At 47.3% G+C, this 23,444-nt stretch carries 20 protein-coding genes; 8 read left to right on the top strand and 12 right to left on the bottom strand.

Going from position 1 to position 23,444, the window contains the following annotated elements:
- Window positions 1-149: 149 nt before the first annotated feature.
- Together AB9P05_RS10125 and AB9P05_RS10130 are read left to right on the top strand one after the other, a co-directional pair.
- Window positions 150-776 (top strand): hypothetical protein, encoded by a 627-nt coding sequence (locus tag AB9P05_RS10125; protein WP_371908709.1) that lies wholly within the window; start codon window positions 150-152, stop codon window positions 774-776.
- A gap of 91 nt (window positions 777-867) precedes the next feature.
- Entirely contained in the window at window positions 868-1,377 is a 510-nt protein-coding gene (locus tag AB9P05_RS10130) for a hypothetical protein (protein WP_371908710.1), read from the top strand.
- Between the two features lie 66 nt (window positions 1,378-1,443).
- Here the strand turns inward: AB9P05_RS10130 and AB9P05_RS10135 are convergent.
- The 5 genes from AB9P05_RS10135 to AB9P05_RS10155 form a co-directional block, all read right to left on the bottom strand.
- Window positions 1,444-2,615, bottom strand: a protein-coding gene (locus AB9P05_RS10135) for an IS3 family transposase (RefSeq protein WP_371908711.1) whose coding sequence is annotated in 2 segments (ribosomal slippage) — window positions 1,444-2,360 and window positions 2,360-2,615 — 1,173 coding nt in all. Because the reading frame shifts where the segments join, the coding sequence is not laid out codon by codon here.
- A 316-nt stretch (window positions 2,616-2,931) separates the two neighbouring features.
- The gene (locus AB9P05_RS10140; RefSeq protein WP_371908712.1) at window positions 2,932-6,012 is read right to left on the bottom strand and encodes an SbcC/MukB-like Walker B domain-containing protein; all 3,081 of its coding nucleotides are present in this window, start codon (window positions 6,010-6,012) and stop codon (window positions 2,932-2,934) included.
- Window positions 6,009-7,235, bottom strand: a complete 1,227-nt coding sequence (locus tag AB9P05_RS10145) for an exonuclease SbcCD subunit D (protein ID WP_371908713.1) — start codon at window positions 7,233-7,235, stop codon at window positions 6,009-6,011. Before AB9P05_RS10145 ends, AB9P05_RS10140 begins: the two co-directional genes overlap by 4 nt.
- 892 nt (window positions 7,236-8,127) lie before the next feature.
- A complete protein-coding gene (locus AB9P05_RS10150; protein WP_371908714.1) occupies window positions 8,128-8,529 on the bottom strand; it encodes a hypothetical protein in 402 nt (133 codons plus the stop codon).
- Window positions 8,530-8,567: 38 nt separating this feature from the next.
- Window positions 8,568-9,707, bottom strand: a complete 1,140-nt coding sequence (locus AB9P05_RS10155) for a hypothetical protein (protein WP_371908715.1) — start codon at window positions 9,705-9,707, stop codon at window positions 8,568-8,570.
- A 96-nt stretch (window positions 9,708-9,803) separates the two neighbouring features.
- On the opposite strand from AB9P05_RS10155, the gene AB9P05_RS10160 reads away from it, so the two are divergent.
- Entirely contained in the window at window positions 9,804-11,024 is a 1,221-nt protein-coding gene (locus AB9P05_RS10160; RefSeq protein ID WP_371908716.1) for an HNH endonuclease, read from the top strand.
- A gap of 168 nt (window positions 11,025-11,192) precedes the next feature.
- Here the strand turns inward: AB9P05_RS10160 and AB9P05_RS10165 are convergent, their stop codons facing one another.
- The 4 genes from AB9P05_RS10165 to AB9P05_RS10180 form a co-directional block, all read right to left on the bottom strand.
- Window positions 11,193-11,666 carry a hypothetical protein gene (locus AB9P05_RS10165; protein WP_371908717.1) on the bottom strand — a complete coding sequence of 158 codons (474 nt, stop codon included), beginning with the start codon at window positions 11,664-11,666 and terminating at the stop codon, window positions 11,193-11,195.
- 5 nt (window positions 11,667-11,671) lie between these two features.
- Window positions 11,672-12,493, bottom strand: coding sequence for a hypothetical protein (locus tag AB9P05_RS10170; protein WP_371908718.1), 822 nt, complete (start codon window positions 12,491-12,493; stop codon window positions 11,672-11,674).
- A gap of 610 nt (window positions 12,494-13,103) precedes the next feature.
- Complete coding sequence (locus AB9P05_RS10175) at window positions 13,104-13,460, bottom strand: hypothetical protein (RefSeq protein WP_371908719.1); 357 nt, start codon at window positions 13,458-13,460, stop codon at window positions 13,104-13,106.
- Between the two features lie 46 nt (window positions 13,461-13,506).
- Window positions 13,507-14,052, bottom strand: a complete 546-nt coding sequence (locus AB9P05_RS10180) for a hypothetical protein (RefSeq protein ID WP_371908720.1) — start codon at window positions 14,050-14,052, stop codon at window positions 13,507-13,509.
- A 791-nt stretch (window positions 14,053-14,843) separates the two neighbouring features.
- Here AB9P05_RS10180 and AB9P05_RS10185 point away from each other — a divergent pair.
- Window positions 14,844-15,653 (top strand): DUF695 domain-containing protein, encoded by an 810-nt coding sequence (locus AB9P05_RS10185; RefSeq protein WP_371908721.1) that lies wholly within the window; start codon window positions 14,844-14,846, stop codon window positions 15,651-15,653.
- 364 nt (window positions 15,654-16,017) lie between these two features.
- Here the strand turns inward: AB9P05_RS10185 and AB9P05_RS10190 are convergent, their stop codons facing one another.
- Window positions 16,018-16,794, bottom strand: a complete 777-nt coding sequence (locus AB9P05_RS10190; RefSeq protein WP_371908722.1) for an alpha/beta fold hydrolase — start codon at window positions 16,792-16,794, stop codon at window positions 16,018-16,020.
- Between the two features lie 17 nt (window positions 16,795-16,811).
- Window positions 16,812-18,731 (bottom strand): 1-deoxy-D-xylulose-5-phosphate synthase, encoded by a 1,920-nt coding sequence (gene dxs, locus AB9P05_RS10195; protein WP_371908723.1) that lies wholly within the window; start codon window positions 18,729-18,731, stop codon window positions 16,812-16,814.
- 204 nt (window positions 18,732-18,935) lie between these two features.
- On the opposite strand from dxs, the gene AB9P05_RS10200 reads away from it, so the two are divergent.
- On the top strand, window positions 18,936-19,685 hold the full coding sequence (locus AB9P05_RS10200; protein ID WP_371908724.1) for a ScpA family protein: 750 nt from the start codon (window positions 18,936-18,938) through the stop codon (window positions 19,683-19,685).
- Window positions 19,686-20,825, top strand: a complete 1,140-nt coding sequence (locus AB9P05_RS10205; protein ID WP_371908725.1) for a lysylphosphatidylglycerol synthase transmembrane domain-containing protein — start codon at window positions 19,686-19,688, stop codon at window positions 20,823-20,825.
- Window positions 20,826-20,847: 22 nt separating this feature from the next.
- Here AB9P05_RS10205 and AB9P05_RS10210 read toward each other — a convergent pair whose 3' ends face one another.
- On the bottom strand, window positions 20,848-21,267 hold the full coding sequence (locus AB9P05_RS10210) for a nucleoside-diphosphate kinase (RefSeq protein WP_371908726.1): 420 nt from the start codon (window positions 21,265-21,267) through the stop codon (window positions 20,848-20,850).
- Window positions 21,268-21,458: 191 nt separating this feature from the next.
- On the opposite strand from AB9P05_RS10210, the gene AB9P05_RS10215 reads away from it, so the two are divergent.
- Both AB9P05_RS10215 and AB9P05_RS10220 read left to right on the top strand, forming a co-directional pair.
- Window positions 21,459-22,496, top strand: a complete 1,038-nt coding sequence (locus AB9P05_RS10215; RefSeq protein ID WP_371908727.1) for a bifunctional oligoribonuclease/PAP phosphatase NrnA — start codon at window positions 21,459-21,461, stop codon at window positions 22,494-22,496.
- Window positions 22,489-23,415, top strand: a complete 927-nt coding sequence (locus AB9P05_RS10220; protein ID WP_371908728.1) for an FKBP-type peptidyl-prolyl cis-trans isomerase — start codon at window positions 22,489-22,491, stop codon at window positions 23,413-23,415. Before AB9P05_RS10215 ends, AB9P05_RS10220 begins: the two co-directional genes overlap by 8 nt.
- Window positions 23,416-23,444 lie beyond the last annotated feature (29 nt).

Genomic DNA, 23,444 nt, shown 5'->3' on the forward strand with positions numbered 1-23,444 from the left:
GTATGGTAGGGTTTAGTAATTTCTTCATGTTATTTTATCTTGAATTCTGCAGTCCTTCTTTAGCTATTCTATTACGTCCGTAGGGCCGGCATCAGCCCCGTTTGCTGGTCATGTTACTAAAGCAATCAAAAAGTAAACGTACCTGTATAATGAGGATAGCTTTCATAATTATGATAATCTGCCTGAGTGTACAAGCCACCGCGCAGGAGAGGTCCCGCCTGGATAGGTCCGGCCTGGAGAGATCCGGCCTGGAAAGGCCCAGCCGGGAGATCGGCGTATTGGCAGGGCTCAATTTTAACCAATCCAACACCCTCTTCAATACCACTACCGGTATCGGTGTATTCGTTGAGCCGGACATATTGATAAACGGACGCTATAGGTTTGGGTATCGATTTGAGCCTACTGCGCTTGCGTATGGCGTACTTGTACTACCTGGTGGCTGTGGCGGTGAGTGCCGGGAGGGCGCCAACTATGTCCTTAACAATTACCTGAAAGCAGAATATCTTTTTGGGCAGCCACGAAGAGGTAAAAATCGCGGCAGGCATCAGTTTTACGCAGGCGTTAATCTGGTCATACTCACCCACAACCGCTGGATCCTTATACGCGATCCAGGTAATTACCAGAACACCCGCCGCTGGGTAACCGATACCGGCTTCGGCATCCGTGCCGGTGCCCTGCTAGGCCGCTTCGACCTGTCCGCCGCTTTCAATATGGTAGGGGACGACTACCAGGACTATGTAGGCTTCAGTCTGGGCTACCGGGCGTGGGGGAAGTAGGAGTTCGATCATACCGCTCAGCAAAAACTGCTTCCGGAAGCAATTCTGATTGTTGAAATTATGCCTGTTATGCACCACAAGGTGATTTAGTATGGCAAATTTCAACTTTAAGAAAAGAAGCCTGGGATCAGGACCACACTTGCTCGGTATACTTCTGATACTTGCAGGCTTATTTGCTTTAGCCAGTCCTTTATTTTTAAAGAGTGATAGCTCCCTGGAAAAGGTCCTGGCCGTGGGAATAGGCGCTGTAGTGATAGGCCTCTTTATTGTATCTCTTTACAGCGGTACGCTAATTGACTTCACTCATAATAGATTTAAAGAGTACCAATCCATAGGAGGGTATAGGTTTGGAGAATGGGTTGCCCTGCCCGACATATCATGCGTAAAAGTAATTTCACGAAGCTACAAAAGCACTAATACCCCTAATGGGATTAGCCCGACTCTTTCAGGGAGGGTAACGGATTTTAAAACCCTTATTTATTCTGATTCATCCGAGCCCGTACTTTCTTTCGAGTATGCCAATAAGGATAAAGCAGTCAAACACGCTAAGCAGTTAGCTGCTGATCTGAATGCCGATTTAGTGCTTAATATTTCTGCATAATGGTAACAGTCCCACTAAAAATCACCCTGTAAACCTTGGACTTGCAACAAAAAAGTGGACAATCTATTAAGCACATATAGGTAAGTTTGTATTTCCGTATTCTTCAGGTGTTTTATACTCTAGTGCGGCATGTAGCCTCTTTCGGTTATACCACACCTCAATAAACTCAAAAACAGCTCTTTTAGCCTGCATGATATTGTTAAAATGGGTGTGATATACCATTTCCGATTTCAGAGTTCTAAAGAAGCTTTCAGCTACCGCATTGTCCCAGCAGTTGGCCTTTCTGCTCATACTCTGGATAACACTTCTTTTTCTGAGTTCGTAAGTAAATGCCTCGGAGGCGTACTGTATCCCCCGGTCTGAATGAAAGATCAGTTCTTTTTCTATCGGCCTGTTCTTAATTGCCATTTGCCAGGCTTTCATCACCGTCTCAGATACACTTAATGTCGTACTCAAAGACCATCCAATGACTTTACGGTCATATAAATCAATGATAGTCGTCAAATAAAGCCATTTGGTGCCCGCCCAGATATAGGTTATATCTGACACCCACTTCTCTGCCGGCCTTGCAGCGGTAAAATCCCGATTTAAATGATTGTCCGGAATACTGTAGTGATGATCTGAATCTGTTGTATAACCTCTGTATTTTTTGCTCCTGATACATTTCAACCTTTCAGCTCGCATCAGCCTGGCGACAAAAGGACGGGAGGCTTTTCTGCCGTTTCTCTGTAATTCTGCACAGATCTTCGGACTTCCATACCTTCCTTTTACCTCGGTATAAATCTGACGTATTTCCTGTTGTAATCCCTTCCTGGCTTTAGCCCGATTCGACGGTTTACGATTGCACCAGGCATAATAACCGCTGCGGCTGACCTGGAATACGTTACACATTTTCTCAACAGCATATTCAGCCTTAAATGCCTTTATGAATCGGTAAACCTGCTGTCTCCCTTGGAGAAAATGCTTATGGCCTTTTTTAAGATATCACGTTCCAACTGAGCGTCCCGTAGCTCTTTCTTTAACCGAACTATCTCCTTCTCATCTTCACTTAAAGTAGGGTTGCCCTGGCCGGAAAAACTAGATTCTCCATGTTGTTTGAACTCACGGCACCAGCGCCTGACCAGTTCGGAACGAATCCCTAATTCTTCGGCTACTTCTTTGGCTGTTTTGTCTGCATCGCACAACTCTACAGCCATTTGCTTAAACTCCTTATCAAAGTGTCTGCGTAATCTCTTCATTATTCTGTAAAGGTAAGCCTTATGTGCTTAACTCACTGTCCAATCTAAGGTAGCAGATCCACCTATTACTCAATTATTCAACAATTCAACCCTTCGCTCATTCTCTCAACTCAACACTCGATAACTCTATTATTCAATTACTCTGTTATTCACTCATTAAAAAAGGCACCAACTCTCCGGCCCGTACCCTGCTTAAAAATTCTATTATTCTATAATTCAATTACTCCGTTACTAAGCCCTCATAACTAAAAACTCACCACTCAATCACACTCTGTAACTCTATTATTCACTCATTCCCTCATTCAAAATTCCCTCATTAATCACCCTTCCAGCTATACCCGATCATACTGCCCCTCTCCTTATCATTCTCTATCTTCAGGTAAAGGTCTATCTCCTGTTGCAGCTCCTCTACGTGTGAGATAATGCCCACGATGCGGTTCTCTTTGCGCAGGCTCTTCAGCGTTTCGAATACAATGCGCAGGCTATCCTTATCCAGCGAGCCGAATCCCTCATCCAGGAAGAAAAAGCTCTGGTCCGCCTCGTTCAGGCTGCGGATATTTTCCGCCAGCGCCAGCGCCAGGCAAAGCGCTGCCTGAAAAGTTTGCCCGCCGCTTAGCGTCTTCAGCAGACGTGTGCGGCCATTGTTCAGGTAGTCGCGCACAATGAAGTCATTCTGCTCATTCAGCTCCAGGCTCAGGTTGTTTTTTGTAAGCTTAAAGAATCGCTCGTTTGCTGCCCGGCACAGGTCCCGCAGGCGTATGCTGCTTACATAGCGCACGAAGCCACTGCCCCGGAAGAGGTAGGCAATCTCGTTGAGGTTGCCCAGGCGTACTTCCAGGGCCTCCTTCTTCTCCAGCAAGTCCTTCTTCTTTTCCATCTGCTCCAGCATCCGCTGGCGCTCTTTTTCCGCCACTGCCAGTTGCTTTTCCAGGTTGCCCGTCGTCTCCCGCAGTTCATCCAGGCGCCTATTCAGGGTTTCATGCCGTTCCGCTTCATAAGCCTGGCCGTCGATGTCACTCTCGCACTTCTTCACCTGCTCCCCAAGGCTGTGCAGCTTTTTGTCATAGGCCGCCAGTGCGTCCTTTTCCGTCGCTATGTCCAGCCCCTTTTTTAGCAACGCTTTTATATCCTGCAGCGAGTCAAAGTTATGCTGCGTAGCCAGCGCATTGAGTTCCGCCGTTCTATCCTCCGCACGCTTTGCCGTCAGGTTCTTTTGCTCCTCGCGGCTCTTCAGCGTAGCTTCTGTTTGTACATAAGCCTGCTTAGCCTCCTCTGCCGCTTTCTTTTTCTGCTCGTAAGTGGCCTCCAGGTCCGCGATCTTACGGCGACCCCGCTCCGCACTGCGGCGCAACTCCTCCACCGGTTTTTCCATGAACTTCTCCACCGGCAGCACCTTTACCCGCTGCTTTTTATCCGCTACCGCTGCCGCCGCTATCCGCTGTTCCGATTGCGTTTCCTGCCGGGCACGCTCCTGCGTTTCAGCGAGTGTCCGCAGTTTTTCCACTGTTGCTTCCTGCTCCTCCCGCTGTTTTGCCAGCTTACTCCTGTGCTGGCGGGCCGCTTTCGCTGCCTCCAGGCTCTGCTGCAGCGTTTCTTCCGTCGCTTCAGCATAGTCCGGGGCCACCTCAGGCAAAGGCTGGCTCTCATGTTCCGCCAGTTCCCTTTCCCGGCTCTGCACATTTTGTTGCGCCCCCTCCAGTGTCGCTGCTATGCGGCTTACCTGTACCTTCAGGTCCGTCCACACCCTTGCTTTATCCTTTTCCGCTGCTTCCTTTTTGCTTAGCACTTTCAGTTGGCTATGTACCGCTTCAAAGCCCGCTACATCCGGGTGGTGCGTGGCTCCACACAGCGGGCAGGGGTCTCCCTCCTTTAGGTCATTCGCCCACTCAGATAGCCGGTGCTTTACCTGCAGCCTGTTCTTTTCTTCCGCCAGCGTCGCCTGTTCCTTTTCAGCGTCCCGTAACCTTTCGGCAATCTGCTCTTCGATAGCCTCTGTAGCCAGGGATGAGTCTGCTTCCAGCCCGCTGCTTTTCAGAAGCTCCTGTAGCTCCCCCTGCTGCTTTTCCAGTTGGAGCCGCTCCGCCGCCACCGTCTCCTTAAGCTTGGTCGTTCGCTCCTGGTGCCGGCGTATGTCACGCCGTGCGTTCAGCGCCGTTATAATCTCCCCCTCGCGGTCAGGCATATCCTCAAGGCCCGCCTGTTGCTCCCTCGTTTTTCCCAGCCTTGTTTTCCCTTCTTCCAGATCGTGCCTGATCTTCTCACATGCCGCATCCTGTGCCTTTAGCTTTTCACTAAGGCCTTTTTCCTTCCTGCTTTCCTCGCCTATGTCAATAATCAGCTCCAGGTCCTCCAACTGCTGGCGCAGTTGCTCCCGGTTCGCAAGCCCCTTTTCTGCCTCTTCATAATCCTTTTCCGCTTCTGCCAGCGCCCCCTTCTGTCGTTCCAGGCTTTGGATAAGGTTTGTTACCTGTTCCTTCTGTTCTATAAGGTCCTGCTGTAGCTGCCCGTAGCTTTCCAGCTTATCGCGAAACTCCACCACCGCCAGCTCATACCGCGCCAGCGAGGAGCGGCGCTGTTGGTAGCTGTCCTGCTGCCCCTGCAGTATCGTCAGTTCATTGCGGTATGCCTTTAGCGAGTCGTAAAGCCCCTTCAGCCGTTCACATTCCTTTTGCTGTGCCTGCAGGTCCACCGTTTCCTTTTGGCCATCCAGCAGCTTTTCTTTCATCTCCGCTATAGCCTGCTGGCCTTCCGCCAACTGCTCCTCGCTCACCTCTCCCAAGCCCTCCAGTTGCGTATTCAGCACCAGCAAGTCCTCCTTCGTACCGCTCACCAGCTTATTTGCCGGCTCCCCCAGGTCAAACTTATCCAGGCGGAAGAGCTCCTGCAGCATCTTCGTGCGGTCACGCGCCGGCTGGTCGATAAACTCCCTGAACTTCCCCTGGGGAATGATAATCGTTTGCATGAAGTGCTCATAGCTCATGCCCACTACCTCCGCCGTATCCAGCTTATCCGGCAGCGGCTGCCAGTCACCTCCCTTATCAATATAGTAGCCACGCTCCTTTACCTCCACCGTGTCATAGTCGCTCTTTTTGCGCTGCGCCGTAAACGTAAAGCGGTAAAGGCTCTCATTTTGCTTACCCGCTTTAAAAGTAAAGTCAATGTACAGGCTGTCACTCTGCAGGTTCAGCATATTGTAGTACCGGTTGTCACCCCGCGCACTCAGTCGCGGACTGCGATCGTACAGCACAAACATGATCGCCTCCAGTATAGACGACTTACCCGAGCCCACCCCGCCAAATATGCCAAAAAGCTGCCCGCTCGTAAGAGTCTCAAAGTCTATCGTCTGCCGCTCCCGGTAAGAGTACAGGCCTTCTATTGTCAGCGTTACAGGAATCATGAGCGTTGCGCCTCCAGTATTTCATTAAATAGCTGCATCAGGTCCTCGTTAGGCTCCTGGCCTTTTTTATGTTCAAAATAGCTCTTAAACAAGTCGCGAATGTCCCGGTTCATATCCGGCATCACCTTTCCCCTTGCCTGCATCGGGTCCTGCTCACCCGTCACCTCCGGTATCAGCGACACAATGCCATCGTGCACATTATATAGCTGCTTTTTCGTCTTCGCAGCCAGGTACGTCTCCGTCACCAGCGTCAGCTCCACAAAAGTTTGCTCGTTTGCAGTGAGCCATTCCACCGCCTCCTCCGTACTTTCGAAGCGTTTCCGGATCAGCTTGCGGCCCTTTTCCAGCGCTACCCGGCGCACCTCCGCCTCCTTACCCGGTTCCACATCAATTATCGCCACATACTTTTGCTGCCCCGCCTCACTAAAGCTATAGGACAGCGGGCTGCTGCTATACACCACCGGGCACGGCTCCTTGTCCACCGTCTGGTAGCGGTGCAGATGGCCCAGCGCCACATATTGCATGTTTTTAGGAAAATTTTCCGTATAGATCGCCTGCGCTCCACCCATATGCAGGATCGGCTTTTCATCGTCCGGCTCCTCCGGTTCAGCCCCCCCTTTTTTCATCACATACAGGTGCGCCGTCAGCATATTCACCCCCAGGTCATCACAATATCTATCCGCCAGGTGCTGCCAGCGCTCCGCCAGCACCTGCCTTAGCGCTTCCTCCCGGTCCTCTTCACCCAGGTAGCGGCGCATCGTTACCTCATTCGCATAAGGCGTCAGCAAGAGCCGCATCGGGTAGCCTATGCCCGGCACACGAACCTCCACAAAGCCCGGCTCCGAGTGGCTCACCTCCAGCCCCGTATCCAGCGTAAAGGCAGGTATATGCGAACCCGGATAGCCTGCGAACAGGATACCACACTCCCGCGCCAGCGGGTCAGGTGCCTCTATCCGGTCCGCCGAATCATGATTGCCCGCTATCGCAATCACCGGCCGCTGGCCCTCCCTGCTCAGGCGCTTCAGCGTACGGTACAGCAGCTCCATCGCCTCATTGCCCGGGTTATACGTATCAAACAAGTCACCTGCCACGATCACTGCATCCACCTCCTCGCGGTCCGCCACCTCACAGATCTCCGCCATCACCTCATGCTGCTCCGGCAACCGCGAGTAGTCCATCAGCCGCTTACCCAGGTGCCAGTCTGCCGTATGTAATATCCTCATGCGCTTCCTTTCCGGTTATGCCCGCAATATAATTGTTACATCCTGTCAAACCCTAATGAGCCAGATCATGCGGGTGGAATCATAGAGTTATTGAAGTTCAGAATGATGATATAGCACCAGTAGAGACGCCATGCTGGTGTCTTGTTGCGTTTGGTAGTGAATCTCAGCCACCGTGAGAATTTTCCTGCTATACCTTTGAAAATACACCATCCTAATTCCCCCTTCCGGCCCATAGCCATCAAGCTAAGCACCAATTCCCCTCCTATGGTAATAGGAGGGGGGAAGTAAAAACGCGAAGGCGTGTTTTATTTCGGGGTGGTCCGGCTTCCGGTGGTCCGGCTTCCGGTGGTCCGGCTTCCGGTGGTCCGACTCTCGGTGGGCCGGCTTCCGCTGGGCCGGCTTCCGGTCGTACATGCGGCAAATGGCAAGAGAGTAATCATTTCAGTGTACTACTACCCTTATCTTGAAGGCTATGCATTCCGGCCCGGTGCGGCCTATGTAGACAGCAAATGTAATAGCCAAGGGCGCAGGGGTAAGCTGTCCTTATAGGCAACATGCTCCGTCCCGGGGACCTGTGCGCTTGCCAGCGTATGTAACAGAGCAGTAAAGTATTATGAGTATTATTTCATATTCTACCCCACCCCAGCCGCTTGCCTTACACCAAGGCAGTAAGGTAAAAACTTACAAAAATGGGAAATCACAATCCATTCCGTACAAGTTACGCTTCGCTAAACTCACAATAGTGAGCCTGGGCAAAAAGTTGATTAATCTGGGGTTGAACCTTATCCGGAAGTGACCATAGTTGCCACCATATCGAGGCTATGCCACCTGAAAAAAGCAGAAAGTATTTCCCCGCATAAGGACCCCCGGGTTGTAATAGCGTAGCCCTAGGCTAATTTTTGAAAAACTTCCTGAAGGCACTAATAGTCTGATAGATAAGAAAAGCATACCCCAAGCGGTGCAGAAAGTCCCAGAAATACGTCCAGCCCGTAAGGCAGTTAGGATAATCCGGGAAAAGGCTTTCCAGCCGATGGGCAGGGTTAAAAAGCTGCCAGAAAGCCTGCCAGTTTTGGGTAATTAGTGACCAGTTGCTGCCGCTGGTGTCCAAACTTAGTACTATGGCCACATATAAAAAAATTGTCCATATAGCAGATAGCAAAATGGGCTTTTGCCAGTTCAGGCCATAGTCATTCGTTTGGCTCAGGAGTAAAATCCACCTGTCACCATGCCACCAGGATCGGCGGTCTTTAATCTCCCTTTTGTAGGCCTTAAATTCTCTTGCCTGAAATTCCAATGCCTGTATACGATTACCCTGGTTATTGCTGGCGTGCTTTAGTTGCTGTATACGTCACGCTGCTCAGCAGCAGGATTACTTTCTATCAGCTTTTGAGTACTAAATAATTTGGTGTTTCTTAACAGCACTTGGTCTGTGGTACTATACTTTATTGTGAACTTACTGAAGGCGAAAAAATCACAATCGTAAAAGGCTGTTTTACCTAGGTCCGATTCCGAAATTGTAAACTTCGAATTTTTAACCTCAGTGGCTTTTTTAGCTTCACAATCCAAAAAATTGACTCGGTAATGATTGATGAAGCTGTCGATATTCAAACTACTTATGAGAAGCTCATCAAACGTAATATGGAGACTTTCATTTCCCCCAAGGAGAGAAAGGTAGTTTATACTCCCTTTCCAAACCACAAGCTTTCCTTCTGCTTCTTTTCCCGGCTCTACTATAAGGCTTCTAACTACATTATCGTTGAGGTAAACGTTAAAGGGCTCATTCGTCTTAAGGCCGCTAATCTTTAATAGATTAGCACCTTTAATATACTGTACCTTAGACTGGCCTTTGATTACGCAATCAATAATAGTCATTTGATCTATCACAGTATCAAATATCTGGAAGCCACTATTAAAAACTGATCGATCTATATTCAGATCTTGGCAGAAAGCATGGGGTTTATAATTGCGTATTTCAAAATACGAATGAATTTGGGTATTTCTAATTAATAACGATCTTGTAAATCCGCATCTATCAAATATACACTTGCCATTTATTTTTCCATCAATAATATATAGGGTTTGGAAGTTTACACTTGATAGATACAGTTCTCCTAACACGCACCTTTCTAAAGAACTATCTTCACTATAGACGCCTCCCCTTAGGTTGAGATAGTGCTTGAATTCACAATTGACAGCCTGCATACTAATGACATCCAGGCTCAAAAACACAACATCCTTTTCAAAGACTGTATTTCTAAGGTAAATCCCACTTGCCTTTTCTCCCGAGCCTTTTACAGTAAGCTTTTCTTTAAAGACTACCCCGAAAAACCGAACTGCAACCAGTTTCTCGTTTAGCTCAAACTCAACCGGAAAATCAATTATCGTATTATATATACTTCTACCCGCTTCTAGAGCTTCCCAAAAATCCTTTTCACTGATAGGTTCTGTAGGCGGGGTGAATTTTTCTTCCATAGCTGAAGATCAAAAGGTTATAAAGGCACTGACCTTATACCCTCTTTGTTTTATTGTTTTTTAACGAAAAAACTGATTTATTTCCATTTATACAATATGAATTTAAAAGAAGTAAGTGAATTTGAAGAGGTTGTAGCAAATGTTATTGCTTTCAATAAAGATTTACAAACTGAGGGTTCTATTGCCCTCCGTCGTTTTAGCCAATTTTCTCATTGGTACTATATACCATACCTGGACTTATTTGGCCCCAGTAAGTTTATAGGGTACAAAAATATGGGTATTGATAATTATAGTGGAGAGGGTGATGGTAGAGACACCCAGCAATTTCTTAATCCTTTCTTTGATAAAGTAGAAAATCGTGATCCTCACTACCCAGAACTGACTCGTAAACTTAAAAGCTTGGCTTCATCTACCGGTAAGGATATTAACAGTCGTACATTAAATGGCAGCGGAGGTATTTATATCCCCAAGCCTGAATTTGATCTTGGCATTGCCGATTCTAGTTTCCTGGATATAAAATACCTTAAGAATGTAACCAATGATGCAGGGAATGCCTACCTGAAAAGCCCTGATGTCTTTACGCTTCACTGGCCTGAAAAACTGAACAGCAATATACTTGCCGCAGACCCCGGTGAAATCATTTGCCTGTTTCAGAAAGGTAGATCTGAAAATACGATCTATTTAACACATTTAGTAACTCCTGTTGATAGAAAAGTATTGAAAGATGGTTATGGGAATTACCAAAAAGGCAGAAGCGTACGGATAATAGCCGTAGTTAATAATATCCATGATATTCCGTTAAAAAGCAGTGTTCCTGTAGAGTCTAACCTGCGTAATAGGGCCTGGGGCCGGACTGAAGAACCTGAGAAAATATTTAGTATTGATGATGTAGAGGATGCCCAGTTAGCCATCTGGGACTTATTCAGGCCCTATTTCAGACCATTCATAAATAACCCAAACCCCTACGCTCCCCCTTCTGATGCTGATGATATAGAACATGAACCTAGCAGGGAAGGAAAGGTGAAACTGGTGACGCACCTAACCAGGGAACGTAACAGAAAGCTGGTAAACGCCAAAAAAGCACAGGCACTGCAGAATGGTACGCTACATTGCGAGGTCTGCGAGTTCTCGTTTATAGATAAGTACGGCCAGCCATTTATAGAATGCCACCATGATACCCCAATACATAAAGGCGCAAAGCTAAACGGTATAGAAGACCTAAGCCTGGTATGTCCCAACTGCCATAGAATGCTTCACCGCAAATTTGACGGGGAGTATCACACAGTGGAGTCGCTTAGGAAGAAGTTTTTTAGCTGAAATGACTTACGTAGTATTATGCCAGTAGTTATCCAGGCGGATTTCTGAAACAGGACAACCTTCCACCTTTTTATATCAGTTCGGTAGCTATAAGCCCCATCGGGGCGAAACCTTTGTAGAATAAATAGATATAAAAATAAAGGAGTGCCGTAGGTACGGCATAAATGGCTATACGCCTACCTCTTCATCTGCATTTCGTTCCCTGTAGCTTTCTATACGGGCGTATAAAAACTGAATCAGATCATTGAAATAATCTGATTGCATATAGTCTATAACGCATTGCTCCAGCTCCTCTGCGCTGTTACATATCATGTTTTCTCCACTATCATATCCAATCAGCATTACCTCTACCGGATAGATCGTATTCTGAATTGAATGAACTTCCACAAGTTGCACAAAATGCCCTGAACCTATCAAAGCTTTTAAGAATAGCGCATACCCTATTTTGTAGTTACCGGCGATCCTATCAGCCCTTTTATCCTCCAGGTAACTGATTTCCTCTACGATTCCGTCTATATCGTCCCTGTAAGTATCTGATATAGCTTGAGCAAACTTTACTAATACACTATCAGCAGCATCTCCTTTAATGCGCTTTATTCTCGATGTATTTCTTCTGGGGAGTATATTTTGGATGTCCTGCATAGTTATCAAATTCTAAAGTATAAAGGAAGATGATCAGAATACTTTGATTTATGTGGCCTGCCATTTCTAAGAAGGTTATCACCATTAATATGTGTGATATAGTCAAGGCTCTCAAAATTGAAATCATCTGTCAATTCCGGGCGTAGTATCACCTTATCAAACATGTTCCAGAACACACAATTACTATCTGTGCTTCTGCTATAATAATAACTTCCGGCCACCTTGGCCGATCCATCCTGATAGTTTCTATCACCCAAGTAGGACCACATAGGGTTATAAAAGTAGCTATAATACTCAGTGCTAATTTTTCTGACTCGTTTTTTTGCCACTTGAGAATGCAATACAGCGTTAAACCCGTCTGGGGCAATCATCCCCGGGTCAAATGGATTCATGTTAAAATCTCCAACTACCATAAGCTTTCCTCCGTATATCTTCTCTCTTTGATCTAGCCACCTTTTTACAATTCCAGCAGTTAAACGAAGATCACTTTCTCGTTTCCAGAGTTTCGAATTTAAATGAAGAAACGCTACGAGAATATTTTCATTACGAACCCTATTCAAATTTAGTAAGACAACCCTTTGCTTAGGATGTTCCTCTTTTTGCTCTAGCTCTAAATCAGATAATTTGTAGAATATACAAAGGTTTTGGTTAATTTCGTAAAGCGTTTCTATCCTTTTATAGCCATTTAACCACGATTCGTGCAAGTTGTTAGGGTTAGGACATTCAGCCAGGCAAAGAATACCAATGCCCTTTTCCTCGCAAATAGTTGCAATTTCCCTGCCAAGCTCCTTCCTGTGCACATTCCAAAATAAGACACCGGTCGACATTTTTGTATGCTATTCTTATTAAACGATCACTTATGTGATAAATATTATAAAAAATATCCGATAATGACACCCTTCAGGTACTTCAATTTTCATTTAAAAATGTCCAATAGATCGTTTTCTGTACCAATACCGGACAATTTTTGTCTCTGGTGCCTACTAAGTTGCATTACACAGGTCTCTACCCTCAGATTAGCCTTTTAAATCAAGTCTCCCTTAAATCCACAATCACAATGCCATCTGCGTACCGGGCATACCGTTCTTCAAGGATAAGCAGGCTTTCAGAAAACCCTACCTCAATTACATTCAGAATCTCTTGACTAGGTTGCTTTATGTAATTATTCAAATTCCTACGAAATCGGAAATCGCGAAAGTACATTTCCAGGTAGTCTGCAATGTTAAACAGGTCACAACAAAATAGGCAGGCTATCGGCGTAGTAAGTTCCATTAGTTCACTAAAGGGAGGTGGGCTATTATAACGGTTTAACCAATGTGCATCAGTCCAAAAAACACCTTCTTTCTTCTTATTGCCTCTGCATCGGGAGTTCTCAGTTTGCGCAATGGTATAGAAACAATAAAAAGGTAGTGCGGTAATACTGTGTGCGTGCCTTAATTATATCTCCATCTGAGGAGTCTTGTGCTTTCCTACTTTATAAGCTAATGCTTTCTTAACGCTTTTGTCATCACTTACTTTTTTGGCCTGAACCAAAAAGGTTATGGAACTTTCATTTGACAGAACGATCTCCCATAGCCAGTCAGCACCTTTTCTTGATTCTTCATATTTATTAAATTTTTTGTAGTGAAGGAGTGGAGAACTTTTATCTAATTCATACAGGAACCAATCGGTAAGAGACTCTTCGCCCACATTTGGCTGACCAGTTAGCCATTCACTAATGTATGTACCGCATTCGGTTATCTTTTTACATAATTTATGTCTTTCGTTTTCCGTAATTTCTATTTTATCACTCATACATTTCTATTTCTATCAGAACTTCTCATTCAACCACCTCTATCACTCACCACCCCTCTACCACACAACTATCCACATTCCCCGGCCGGTCCTTCACCGTTATCGTCACTGCCGAGGCGATAGCCTCTTTAGGTATCTCAAACCGGTTGGGCCGGTTCTCCACATTAGGTAGCAGGCTATGCGGCTTACCGTCACAACCCATATATTCAGCCTTTATTTCCGTGATCCCCACATTATCCACAGCCATCACATCCAGGCAGACCCTTTCATCATTAGGGATCACCTCCACCTTTACTATTTGCGGCTTACCCCGGTAGTCACTTACTGCGGCATGGAAAACCGAGATGTTCTTCTTCTTTCTCTTTTTCGTGTAATATGCAATCGCTTCAGGGCAAAGCCTTGCCTGTTTCGCGTAGGTCACCCCATTTGAAAAGTCATCGTTCTCCGCCTTTTGATTTTTCGGGATTTTGCCCTTCTTCTTCTCAGGAAGTTTAGCAATGTACTGAGTACCATTAGGTAGCTCCTTTAAAACGTAGCCGCCTACTTTTCCTACAAAGCCTTTCAGCAAGGCATTCTTTTTATTTACTGCCATGTTCTTTTAAGTTCAGACCTCTAAAATAGTCCTCACCCATAAAATAAGGCAATAGTTACAGCCTATTTTCTTTTGATTGAACGGCTAAAAATTGTACTTTTAATATGCCCTGTCTTTCCCGCAAGTTCCCTTTTTCAATCAAATTTTGTGCATCGTCTGACCCGGTACTGAACCGTCTCTTAACCGTCTTTAAACCGTGTAGAGTAAGGCATCCGTTCGCCCTTCCTTCGCCTAAGGTTCGGTGTCCCTCCATAACAGTAAAATTGTACTTTTTACATACGAGTGAGGCGTTAAACAAGCTCCGTGAATCATCCGACTAAGTTTAATCAGAATACCACAGTAGAGATGCCAGTCTTGCACCTTGTCGCAATCGCACCCAATCTTCTACACCGAAAGAACTTTCCCACTATATCCTTGAAAATACACCAATCTAATTCCCCCTTCCGGCCCTGCGAGGCCAGTAAAGCCAGCAAATGTAACGGCGAAGAGGGCAGGGGTAACCTGTTCTTATGTGCAGAAAGCTCCGTCCGGGAGATGTAATAGGGCAAAGTAATGGGCTAATAAACCAGCCGGGATGTTTCCTCTACTACCACGAGCCCTGACTCACCATCACTAATTATAGAAGTCCCTAACCCTGGGTGTGCTTCAGGCAAAAGCCAATATTTCAGAAACCAGCCTGTCATCGAATCGCGTGAAAAACCTGGGCGATGCACATAGTCTTGCCATTCTTCTTTAAAGAATTCATATTTTAAAGTCGATTTAATAGCCACTACAAAAACTCCCTATGCCGTATGAATTGGATAAAGCGCCTATTTTCATCTGACTCACCAGAACCACCCCGTTATGAAAAGCCCCTTTACCAGTCGGAATGGGTAAAATATGATAGTGAACACCATGACGAACAAGCACATATAGGCGTTGATGTAGGGTGTAAGGAAATTGCCGGGCTATCACGGCAGCCTTCTCTGTGCATCGTTACCTTACTCCTATCTCAGACCAGTCTGAGAGAATCCCCATTAGATAGCGCCGAAGAGGCATTGAATAGGAAATTAACAGCGGCGCTCGGCGCTACCTATGCCGGCAGTATCCACCTTCATACTAAAAAGCTACTCTTCTTTTACCTACCCGCTGATGAGCCTGTTGAAGACCATATGTCTGATGTATTATCTAATACTGAAGGTCTAAGCTGGGAAGTAAAAATAGTGTCAGATCCCGATTGGAAAGTGTTTACCCACGACCTGTACCCTCCGGCCGATGCACTATTAATGCATCAAAACGCAAAAAACTATCAGTTTTATAAAGAACAGCAGGAGGAGGGCGGCCTTCCCTGGCCGGAATACGGTAATATCTATCATTTCATTATGTTTAAGGATGAAGATAACCTTTCAAAATGCAGAGCAGAGTTAATCAAATTGGGCTTCGAAGTATCGGATGAAAGCCAGGAGAACCAGTCTGTTATGCTAGAGGTAAAGAAAGAAGAAAAACTTTCGCTCGACCATATCAATGAAGTCACCCTAGCCTTACAGAAGTTGGCCCTCACCTTCCACGGTACTTACGAGGACTGGGAAGTAAATGAAGAAGAGTGGGATCATGAAGATTAGGTATACTCCATTTATCAGATGATCAAATGAAATATAGTCCCATCGGGACGAAACCAGGCTAGAAATATAATGAGCATAATTAAAAGGCCTGTAAGGCCGAAACCAGACTGGCACCGATGAATACTGATAGAGCCGATGTTGTGGAATACATAAGTTGATTAAGTGCAATACGCGGGGAGCACAAGCGGATGCTAGCGCTAGTGCAGTTATTTTGCATCCAATATCTTTAAGAAAGCACCACCCCAATTCCCCCTTCCGGCTCCAGGCGAAGGGGGCAGGGGTAACCTGTCCTTATGTGCAGAAAGCTCCGTCCGGGAGATGTAACAAAAGCAGTAAAGATAAAAATAGTAGAAAGCCCGGCAGCCTACCCCACCACCTCCATCAGCGCCCCCTTAATAAACTCCGACGTCTCCGTAAAGCGCTCGTACATCGCCATGTGAGCCGTCTGGGGCAGCACCTGCACGTACGGCTTCAGCAGTAGCTGCGCCTGGCGGTGTATATCTTCTTGTGTCGTAAAGCTATCTTCCTCCCCCGCTATAAAGAGTACCGGCTTGTCGAAGTTCTCCAGCAGGTCCAGTCGTTCAGGGCGGTCGCGCATCGCCTTAGTGTAGTTCACCAGGCTGTCTTTGGAAGTGCGGCGCGCAATCAGGTTTATTTCCTCTATTGCATCCGCCAGCTCTTCACGGCGGGGGCCATAGAACAGGTTCGGTACAAACGTATCGATGAAGCGCTGCACCCCACGGTTCTGCACAAACTCGATCGTCTTATTACGCGTGTGGCGCTTCTCTTCCGTGTCCGCATAAGCCGTACTGTTAAATAGCCCCAGCAGCCTGATAGCCTCCGGGTGCTTAGCCGCCATAGCCAGCGCCACATAGCCACCCAGTGAGTGCCCGATCACCGCAAACTCCTCCAGTCCCTTTTCCTTCAGGTCCGCATACACCTTTTCCGCTACATCCTCGATGCTAAAACCATCCGGCAGGTTCTTACTTTCCCCGAATCCCGGCAGATCCGGCATCCACACACTATAGTCAGCAGATAGCGCTACCGCCATATCCGACCAGATCATGTGCGTTTCACAAAACCCATGAAGAAGCACCACAGGAAAGCCCTGCCCCATGTGGCGCATATGAAGCGTTGACATAAAATACTAAGGAAATATTAAGATTTGGCCACCGTAGTCGCGTCCAGGAGAGACATCACCTCTTTGCGAATACCCTCAGGAGAGAAGCCACATTCCTGGTGCAGCTCCAGCTGCTCACCATGCTCTACGATACGGTCAGGAATACCCAGGCGACGTACATTTGCCATATAGCCATGGTCCGCCATGAATTCAAGCACCGCACTACCGAAGCCACCCATCAGGCAGCCGTCCTCCACTGTGATCACCTTATCGAATTTAGAGAATACCTCATGCAGCATCTCCTCATCAAGCGGTTTCACAAATCGCATGTCGTAGTGCGCTGCGTCCACACCCAGCTTTTCCAGCTCCTCACAGGCCGTAACCGCATAGTTACCTATATGGCCTATCGTCAGGATAGCAATATCCTCACCTTCGCGGATCAGGCGGCCCGTGCCGTCCTCGATCTTCTCCATAGGCGTCTTCCAGTCCGGCGTCACACCCTGGCCGCGTGGGTAGCGTATACAATAAGCCCCTTCGCGCGGTAGCTGTGAGGTATACATCATATTGCGTAGCTCCGGCTCATCCATAGGCGCCGCCACTACTATATTAGGGATGCACCGCATATAAGCCAGGTCATAGGCACCGTGGTGCGTAGGGCCATCCGCCCCCGCAAAGCCCGCCCTGTCCAGGCAGAATACCACGTGCAGGTTCTGGATACACACATCATGTATCACCTGGTCATACGCCCGCTGCATAAATGTGCTGTAGATATTACAGAAAGGCACCATACCCTGCGTCGCCAGTCCCGCGCTGAACGTTACCGCGTGCTGCTCTGCTATGCCCACATCAAATGCCCGCTCAGGCATCTCCTTCATCATGATGTTCAGGCTGCTTCCGCTTGGCATTGCAGGCGTTATGCCCATTATCTTTTTGTTCTTCTCCGCCAACTCCACTATTGTCCGTCCGAATACCTCCTGGTACTTAGGCGGCTGTGGCGTATCATATACCTTCTTACGGATCTCTCCCGTGATCTTATCGAACTTGCCCGGCGCGTGCCACTTCGTCTGGTCCTTTTCCGCCAGTGCGTAGCCCTTACCCTTTGTCGTAATACAGTGCAGAATCTTAGGGCCGGGAATCTCCTTCAGGTCCTCCATCACACTTACCAGGTGGTCTATATCATGACCGTCTATCGGGCCAAAGTAGCGCAGGTTCAGACTTTCGAAGAGGTTGCTCTGCTTCAGCAGAAAGCTCTTCATGCTGCTCTCCACCTTTGAGCCTATCTCCTGGGCACTTTTGCCAAACTTGCTCATCTTACCCAGCAGGTTCCACACCTCGTCCTTCACCTTATTATACGTGTGGCTCGTCGTGATGTCCGTCAGGTAATCCTTCAGCGCCCCTACATTAGGGTCTATCGACATGCAGTTATCGTTCAGCACGATAAGCAGGTTCGTATTGCTCACCCCCGCATGGTTCATCGCCTCAAAGGCCATACCCCCCGTCATAGCGCCGTCACCAATCACAGCAATATGCTGGCGGTCGTCTTTTTTATACTGAGAAGCTATCGCCATACCCAGGCCGGCCGATATGGACGTAGAGCTGTGCCCTACACCAAATGTATCGTACTCGCTCTCCTTTCTCTTGGGAAAGCCGCTGAGACCTTTGTATTTACGATTAGTGTGAAATTCGTTTCTTCGCCCGGTAAGGATCTTGTGGCCGTAAGCCTGGTGGCCCACATCCCATATCAGTTGGTCTACCGGAGTATTAAAGGCATAATGCAGTGCCACTGTCATTTCTACCACGCCAAGGCTGGCGCCAAAGTGGCCTCCGTATACGGAAACGGTGTCTATAATGTACTGCCTTAGTTCTTCGCAAAGCTGAACCAGTTGCGAACGGTCGAGTTTCCGGAGATCTTCCGGGGTCTCTACCTGGGCCAGCAGCTTACCGGGTTCAATAAGCATGTATACCTTTTTTGGTGCAATAATTAAACAAACCTTCGCCTAAGTGAAATGTTTGCCCTTAAAAAATACGCTGACAAGCCCTTTTCCGGATTGCCAGCATTGTCAAAATTACATAAAAAATTTCACTCGCTATGCTTCCTAAGCAATTTCATAATATCTTTGAAATTTAGAAAACGGCAATAATCGTAAAAAAGATTCCCTGAATTGAGTTTTGAGATCAAGTTACCTCTTTTCGAAGGCCCCTTCGATCTGCTCCTCTTCTTTATAGAGCGGGATGAGCTTGATATTTACGATATTCCAATCTCTAAAATCACAGATGACTTCCTTGACTACCTTCACCATCTGGAATCACTTAATATCGAGGTAGCAAGTGAATTCATCCTGGTCGCCGCATCCCTTATGCGTATTAAGGCCAAAACCCTGCTGCCAAGGCCCGTTCTCGATGAAGAAGGTAACGAAGTAGACCCCCGCGAGGAGCTCGTGCGTCACCTCCTGGAGTATAAGCAATACAAAGAGATAGTAAAGGAGCTCTCCACCATGGAAGAGAACATGCTCCATGCCGAAAAGAGGGGTAACGTCATCAAAGAGGTGCGCGCCCTCAGCGAACTTTCCAATGTTGAGGCCGAACTGCAAAACATAGACCTCTTTAAGCTGTTGAAAACATACCTTAAAGTAATGAAGCGGTATGAGGATGAGCAGAACCGGCCGGTGCACCAGGTAGTACAATACCCTTACACCATCGAAAAGCAAAAGGAGTTTATTCTGAACCAGGTGGAAGGTAATGACCCCGTTCCGTTTCAAAAGGTAATTGAAAAGATCCCCAATAAGATCGCCGTCATTTTTAACTTTTTGGCCATACTGGAGCTCGTGCAGTTAAGTCTGATCACTATTCAGCTCGGCGAGGGCTTCAATAATTTTTGGATAAAAAAGCCTGAAAAGGAACTTGCCCACTAAATGGACATCGACTCTAAGAAGATATTCAAGACATTAAACCCTAAAAATGTATGGATACCGATCGTTATCGGTGTGGGTATAGTGTTCTATCTTTTTGCCAGCGATGAATCCATCCGGGTGGAAGACCTGAGGCTCGTCCTCAATGCCAAAACCCTCCCCATCATACTGGCCTTTCTGGTGCTGTTCATGCGGGATGCAGGCTATGTCGCCAGGCTTCGCACCATTACCGGCAAAGAGCTTTCATGGGGTAGTTGCGTATTCACCATCATTATGTGGGAGTTTGCCTCCGCCGTTACCCCCTCCGTGGTAGGCGGTACCGCCGTTGCCGTCTTTATTATGAATAAGGAAGGCCTTAATCTCGGCAAGTCCCTCGCCTTCGTTATGGTCACCGCCATCTTCGATAACCTCTTCTTTGTCGTCGCTGCCCCCCTCATTCTTCTCGTTACCGGAGGCGACATATTTCCGGAAGTAGCCACCATAGCCAAGCTCGGCATTAACCTTAAGGCCGTGTTTTACGTCAGCTACAGCCTTATCGCTTTCTACACCTCCGTTATGGCCTTCGCCCTTTTTGTGAGGCCACGCGGCTTCAAGTGGCTCCTTATCCGGCTTACCAGCAACCGCCTGTTAAAAAGGTGGCGCTACAAAGCCTATGAGCACGGCAACGAAATTATCATGGCAAGCGCCCAGCTCAAAGGTAAAGGCTTTGCCTACTGGTTTAAGATCTCCCTTTTCACCATTTTTATATGGTCAGCCAGGTACATCCTTCTCAATGCGCTCATGTCCGCATTTGCCGGCATCGACCTCAATGGTCACCTCACCATTTTCGCCCGGCAGATCATTCTCTGGATAGTTATGCTCTTCTCACCTACCCCCGGTAGCAGTGGTACCGCCGAGCTTGCCTTCCCCGTGTTCTTTGAGAACTTCCTCGGCAACTATACCATCGGCACCAACATCCTCTGGAGACTATTCACCTACTACCTCTACCTCCTGCTCGGAGCCCTCGTGCTTCCCCGCTGGATACGCAGAGTCTTTTTTAAGAAAAAGGCAGAAGAAGATAAGCTCAAAGCCCGGAAGGAAGAGAAAGCAAATAACGGCGGAGGCACAAAAAAAGCCGGCACCCACGGGGATACCGGCAATTAATTAATCTTTCCGATACCGGAGATTAGAACTTCTCCGTTTCAGCAAAGAAGAAGCTACCCTCGATAGCTGCGTTCTCATCACTGTCAGATCCGTGTACCGCATTAGCCTCGATAGACTTGGCAAACAGCTTGCGGATAGTGCCATCCTCTGCTTCAGCAGGGTTAGTAGCTCCGATAAGTTTACGGAAGTCCGCCACAGCATTGTCTTTTTCAAGGATCAGCGCCACAATAGGACCGCTGGACATATAAGATACCAAATCCTGATAAAATGGACGCTCCTTATGAACTGCATAGAAGGCTCCGGCGTTATCTGCCGTAAGTCTGGTAAGCTTCATGCTAACAATACGGAAGCCTGCTTCTTCCATCATTTTGAGGATCGCGCCTGTATTGCCTGCTTCGTAAGCGTCAGGCTTGATCATAGAAAATGTCCTGTTTCCTGCCATGTTGAGTCAATTTTGGAATAAAAACCGTATTTACGGCCGCAAAAATAGCATTTATATTTAATTATTAAGAGTGAAGGCAAAAAGCGCTCAGCAGCCCCGGTCAGGCCGGCCTGCTTTTGTTTTTATCTATTTTATTATCACTTTTGCACTTCACTGAGGTCAACCCCCCTGTCAAAAAAGGGTTATTGCCAATGCAAAATTTAGCATCTTTTAAAGAGTTCTTAAGCGTACCTCAGAAAGTCGTTATCACTACCCATCACAAGCCGGATGCGGATGCGCTGGGCAGTTCGTTAGGGCTGGCTGCTTTTCTGAAGAAGAAAGGCCATTCCGTAACCGTCATTACCCCTACAGATTATCCCCGCTTTTTGCACTGGATGAAGGGAAATGATGAAGTGATCGTCTTCAACGAGGGTAACGAGCAGCAATCGGCCAGCCTTATAGAAGAGGCTACAGCCATTTTCTGCCTGGATTTTTCTAATCTCCATCGTATCAATGAGCTCGGCGAGCTCGTTCGCAATGCTTCCGCTACCAAGGTCCTTATAGACCATCATGAAGAGCCGGAAGATTTTGCTGACTTTAGCAAATGGGATAAGAAAGCCGCCGCCACCGCCGAGCTGATCTATATGCTCATCCGTGATATGGAAGAGACAGATCTCCTCGATCCGGACATAGCCGATTGCCTCTATGCAGGTATCATGACCGATACCGGGTCTTTTAAGCACCCTAATACCACCCGCAATGTGCACATCATCACTGCTGACCTTATGGAGTACGGGGCCGATGTGAGCAAAGTATCCAAACTCATTTACGATACCAATAGCCTGGACAGGGTGCGTTTTATCGGATATGCCCTTAACGAAAAGCTTACCGTCTTACCCGAATACCGTACAGCCTACTTCGCCATATCTGCCGAAGAGCTAAAGCGCTTTAATAGTAAGACCGGTGATACCGAAGGCCTTGTTAACTATGCGCTCGGTATTGAAGGAATCACCCTGGCCGCTGTTATCATCGACCGTACAGAAGCCGTTAAAATGTCCTTTAGAAGCGTGGGTGACTTTAGTGTCAATAAGTTTGCCCGGGCCCATTTTGAAGGCGGAGGACACAAAAATGCCGCCGGTGGCAAATCCGATGACAGCCTCGAAAAAACAGTAGAAAAATTCGAGAGCCTGCTGGATGACTACAAAGACCAACTATTGCAAAACGGAAAACCGATCAACGAACATGCATAAAATTTTCAGACAGGCCGCATTTGCCGTTATGGCCCTGGCCGCAGCCACATCTTGCGATACCAAAGAGTATGAAACACTCGAAAGCGGTGTACAGTACAAGTACATCGAAGAAGGTGAAGGCGCCAGCCCCTCTCATGGTAAAGTAGTGGTAATGAAGTTTGCCTATACCGCTGATGATGGAGATGAGTTCTTCAGCAGCAGCGAAATGCCTAATGGTAATACCGTAATGGTGTATGACTCTACCATGATGGGCCAGAAAGGAAGTATTGAAGAAATCATCAGTATGATGCAGGTAGGCGATAGCGTAGAGGCTAAAGTCGGTGCCGAAACCTTCTTCAAAAAGACCTTTAACATGGATCAGCTTCCTGATACCGTTAAAGCCGAAGAGAACATCACCTTTAACATTCGCCTGGTAGAAGTAGCCGACCAGCAGGAGTACGCTGAGCGCATGAGCCGCGAGCAGACCCAAAAGGACGAGACCGCCATTGAAGAATACATTGCTGAGAACAACATGGAAGGCCTGGAAAAAACCGAATCAGGACTTCGCTACGTGATCACCGAAGAAGGTGACGGCCCAGAGGTTGAGCAAGGCGACAGCGTTAAGATCAACTACACAGGTTACCTGCTTGACGGTACCGTATTTGATTCCAGCATTGAAGAGACCGCCCGCGAAGCAGGCGTTTTCATGGAAGGCAGACCTTATGAGCCCATCGGCCTGCAGTATGGCATAACCCGCTTTATCCCCGGGTGGAACGAAGGCATTGGCTACCTGAGCGAAGGCGATAAAGCCACCCTTATTATCCCTAGTGCCCTGGCTTACGGAAATCAGAGACGCAGCGCACAGATTGGTCCTAACAGCATTCTTGTATTTGAGCTGAGTGTGACCGAAGTAAAGAAAAACACCGATACAGCGAACTAAGCGTATACAAAAACGCATTAAATACCAAA

Origin of the sequence: Roseivirga sp. BDSF3-8, from assembly GCF_041449215.1 — a bacterium.
Taxonomy (GTDB): domain Bacteria; phylum Bacteroidota; class Bacteroidia; order Cytophagales; family Cyclobacteriaceae; genus JBGNFV01.

Excerpts from the sequence above, each read along its gene's own strand:
- AB9P05_RS10125 (WP_371908709.1), top strand. The coding sequence starts at position 150 with ATGAGGATAGCTTTCATAATTATGATAATCTGCCTGAGTGTACAAGCC.
- AB9P05_RS10130 (WP_371908710.1), top strand. The coding sequence starts at position 868 with ATGGCAAATTTCAACTTTAAGAAAAGAAGCCTGGGATCAGGACCACAC.
- AB9P05_RS10140 (WP_371908712.1), bottom strand. The coding sequence starts at position 6,012 with ATGATTCCTGTAACGCTGACAATAGAAGGCCTGTACTCTTACCGGGAG.
- AB9P05_RS10145 (WP_371908713.1), bottom strand. The coding sequence starts at position 7,235 with ATGAGGATATTACATACGGCAGACTGGCACCTGGGTAAGCGGCTGATG.
- AB9P05_RS10155 (WP_371908715.1), bottom strand. The coding sequence starts at position 9,707 with ATGGAAGAAAAATTCACCCCGCCTACAGAACCTATCAGTGAAAAGGAT.
- AB9P05_RS10160 (WP_371908716.1), top strand. The coding sequence starts at position 9,804 with ATGAATTTAAAAGAAGTAAGTGAATTTGAAGAGGTTGTAGCAAATGTT.
- AB9P05_RS10165 (WP_371908717.1), bottom strand. The coding sequence starts at position 11,666 with ATGCAGGACATCCAAAATATACTCCCCAGAAGAAATACATCGAGAATA.
- AB9P05_RS10170 (WP_371908718.1), bottom strand. The coding sequence starts at position 12,493 with ATGTCGACCGGTGTCTTATTTTGGAATGTGCACAGGAAGGAGCTTGGC.
- AB9P05_RS10175 (WP_371908719.1), bottom strand. The coding sequence starts at position 13,460 with ATGAGTGATAAAATAGAAATTACGGAAAACGAAAGACATAAATTATGT.
- AB9P05_RS10180 (WP_371908720.1), bottom strand. The coding sequence starts at position 14,052 with ATGGCAGTAAATAAAAAGAATGCCTTGCTGAAAGGCTTTGTAGGAAAA.
- AB9P05_RS10185 (WP_371908721.1), top strand. The coding sequence starts at position 14,844 with ATGAATTGGATAAAGCGCCTATTTTCATCTGACTCACCAGAACCACCC.
- AB9P05_RS10190 (WP_371908722.1), bottom strand. The coding sequence starts at position 16,794 with ATGTCAACGCTTCATATGCGCCACATGGGGCAGGGCTTTCCTGTGGTG.
- dxs (WP_371908723.1), bottom strand. The coding sequence starts at position 18,731 with ATGCTTATTGAACCCGGTAAGCTGCTGGCCCAGGTAGAGACCCCGGAA.
- AB9P05_RS10205 (WP_371908725.1), top strand. The coding sequence starts at position 19,686 with ATGGACATCGACTCTAAGAAGATATTCAAGACATTAAACCCTAAAAAT.
- AB9P05_RS10210 (WP_371908726.1), bottom strand. The coding sequence starts at position 21,267 with ATGGCAGGAAACAGGACATTTTCTATGATCAAGCCTGACGCTTACGAA.
- AB9P05_RS10215 (WP_371908727.1), top strand. The coding sequence starts at position 21,459 with ATGCAAAATTTAGCATCTTTTAAAGAGTTCTTAAGCGTACCTCAGAAA.
- AB9P05_RS10220 (WP_371908728.1), top strand. The coding sequence starts at position 22,489 with ATGCATAAAATTTTCAGACAGGCCGCATTTGCCGTTATGGCCCTGGCC.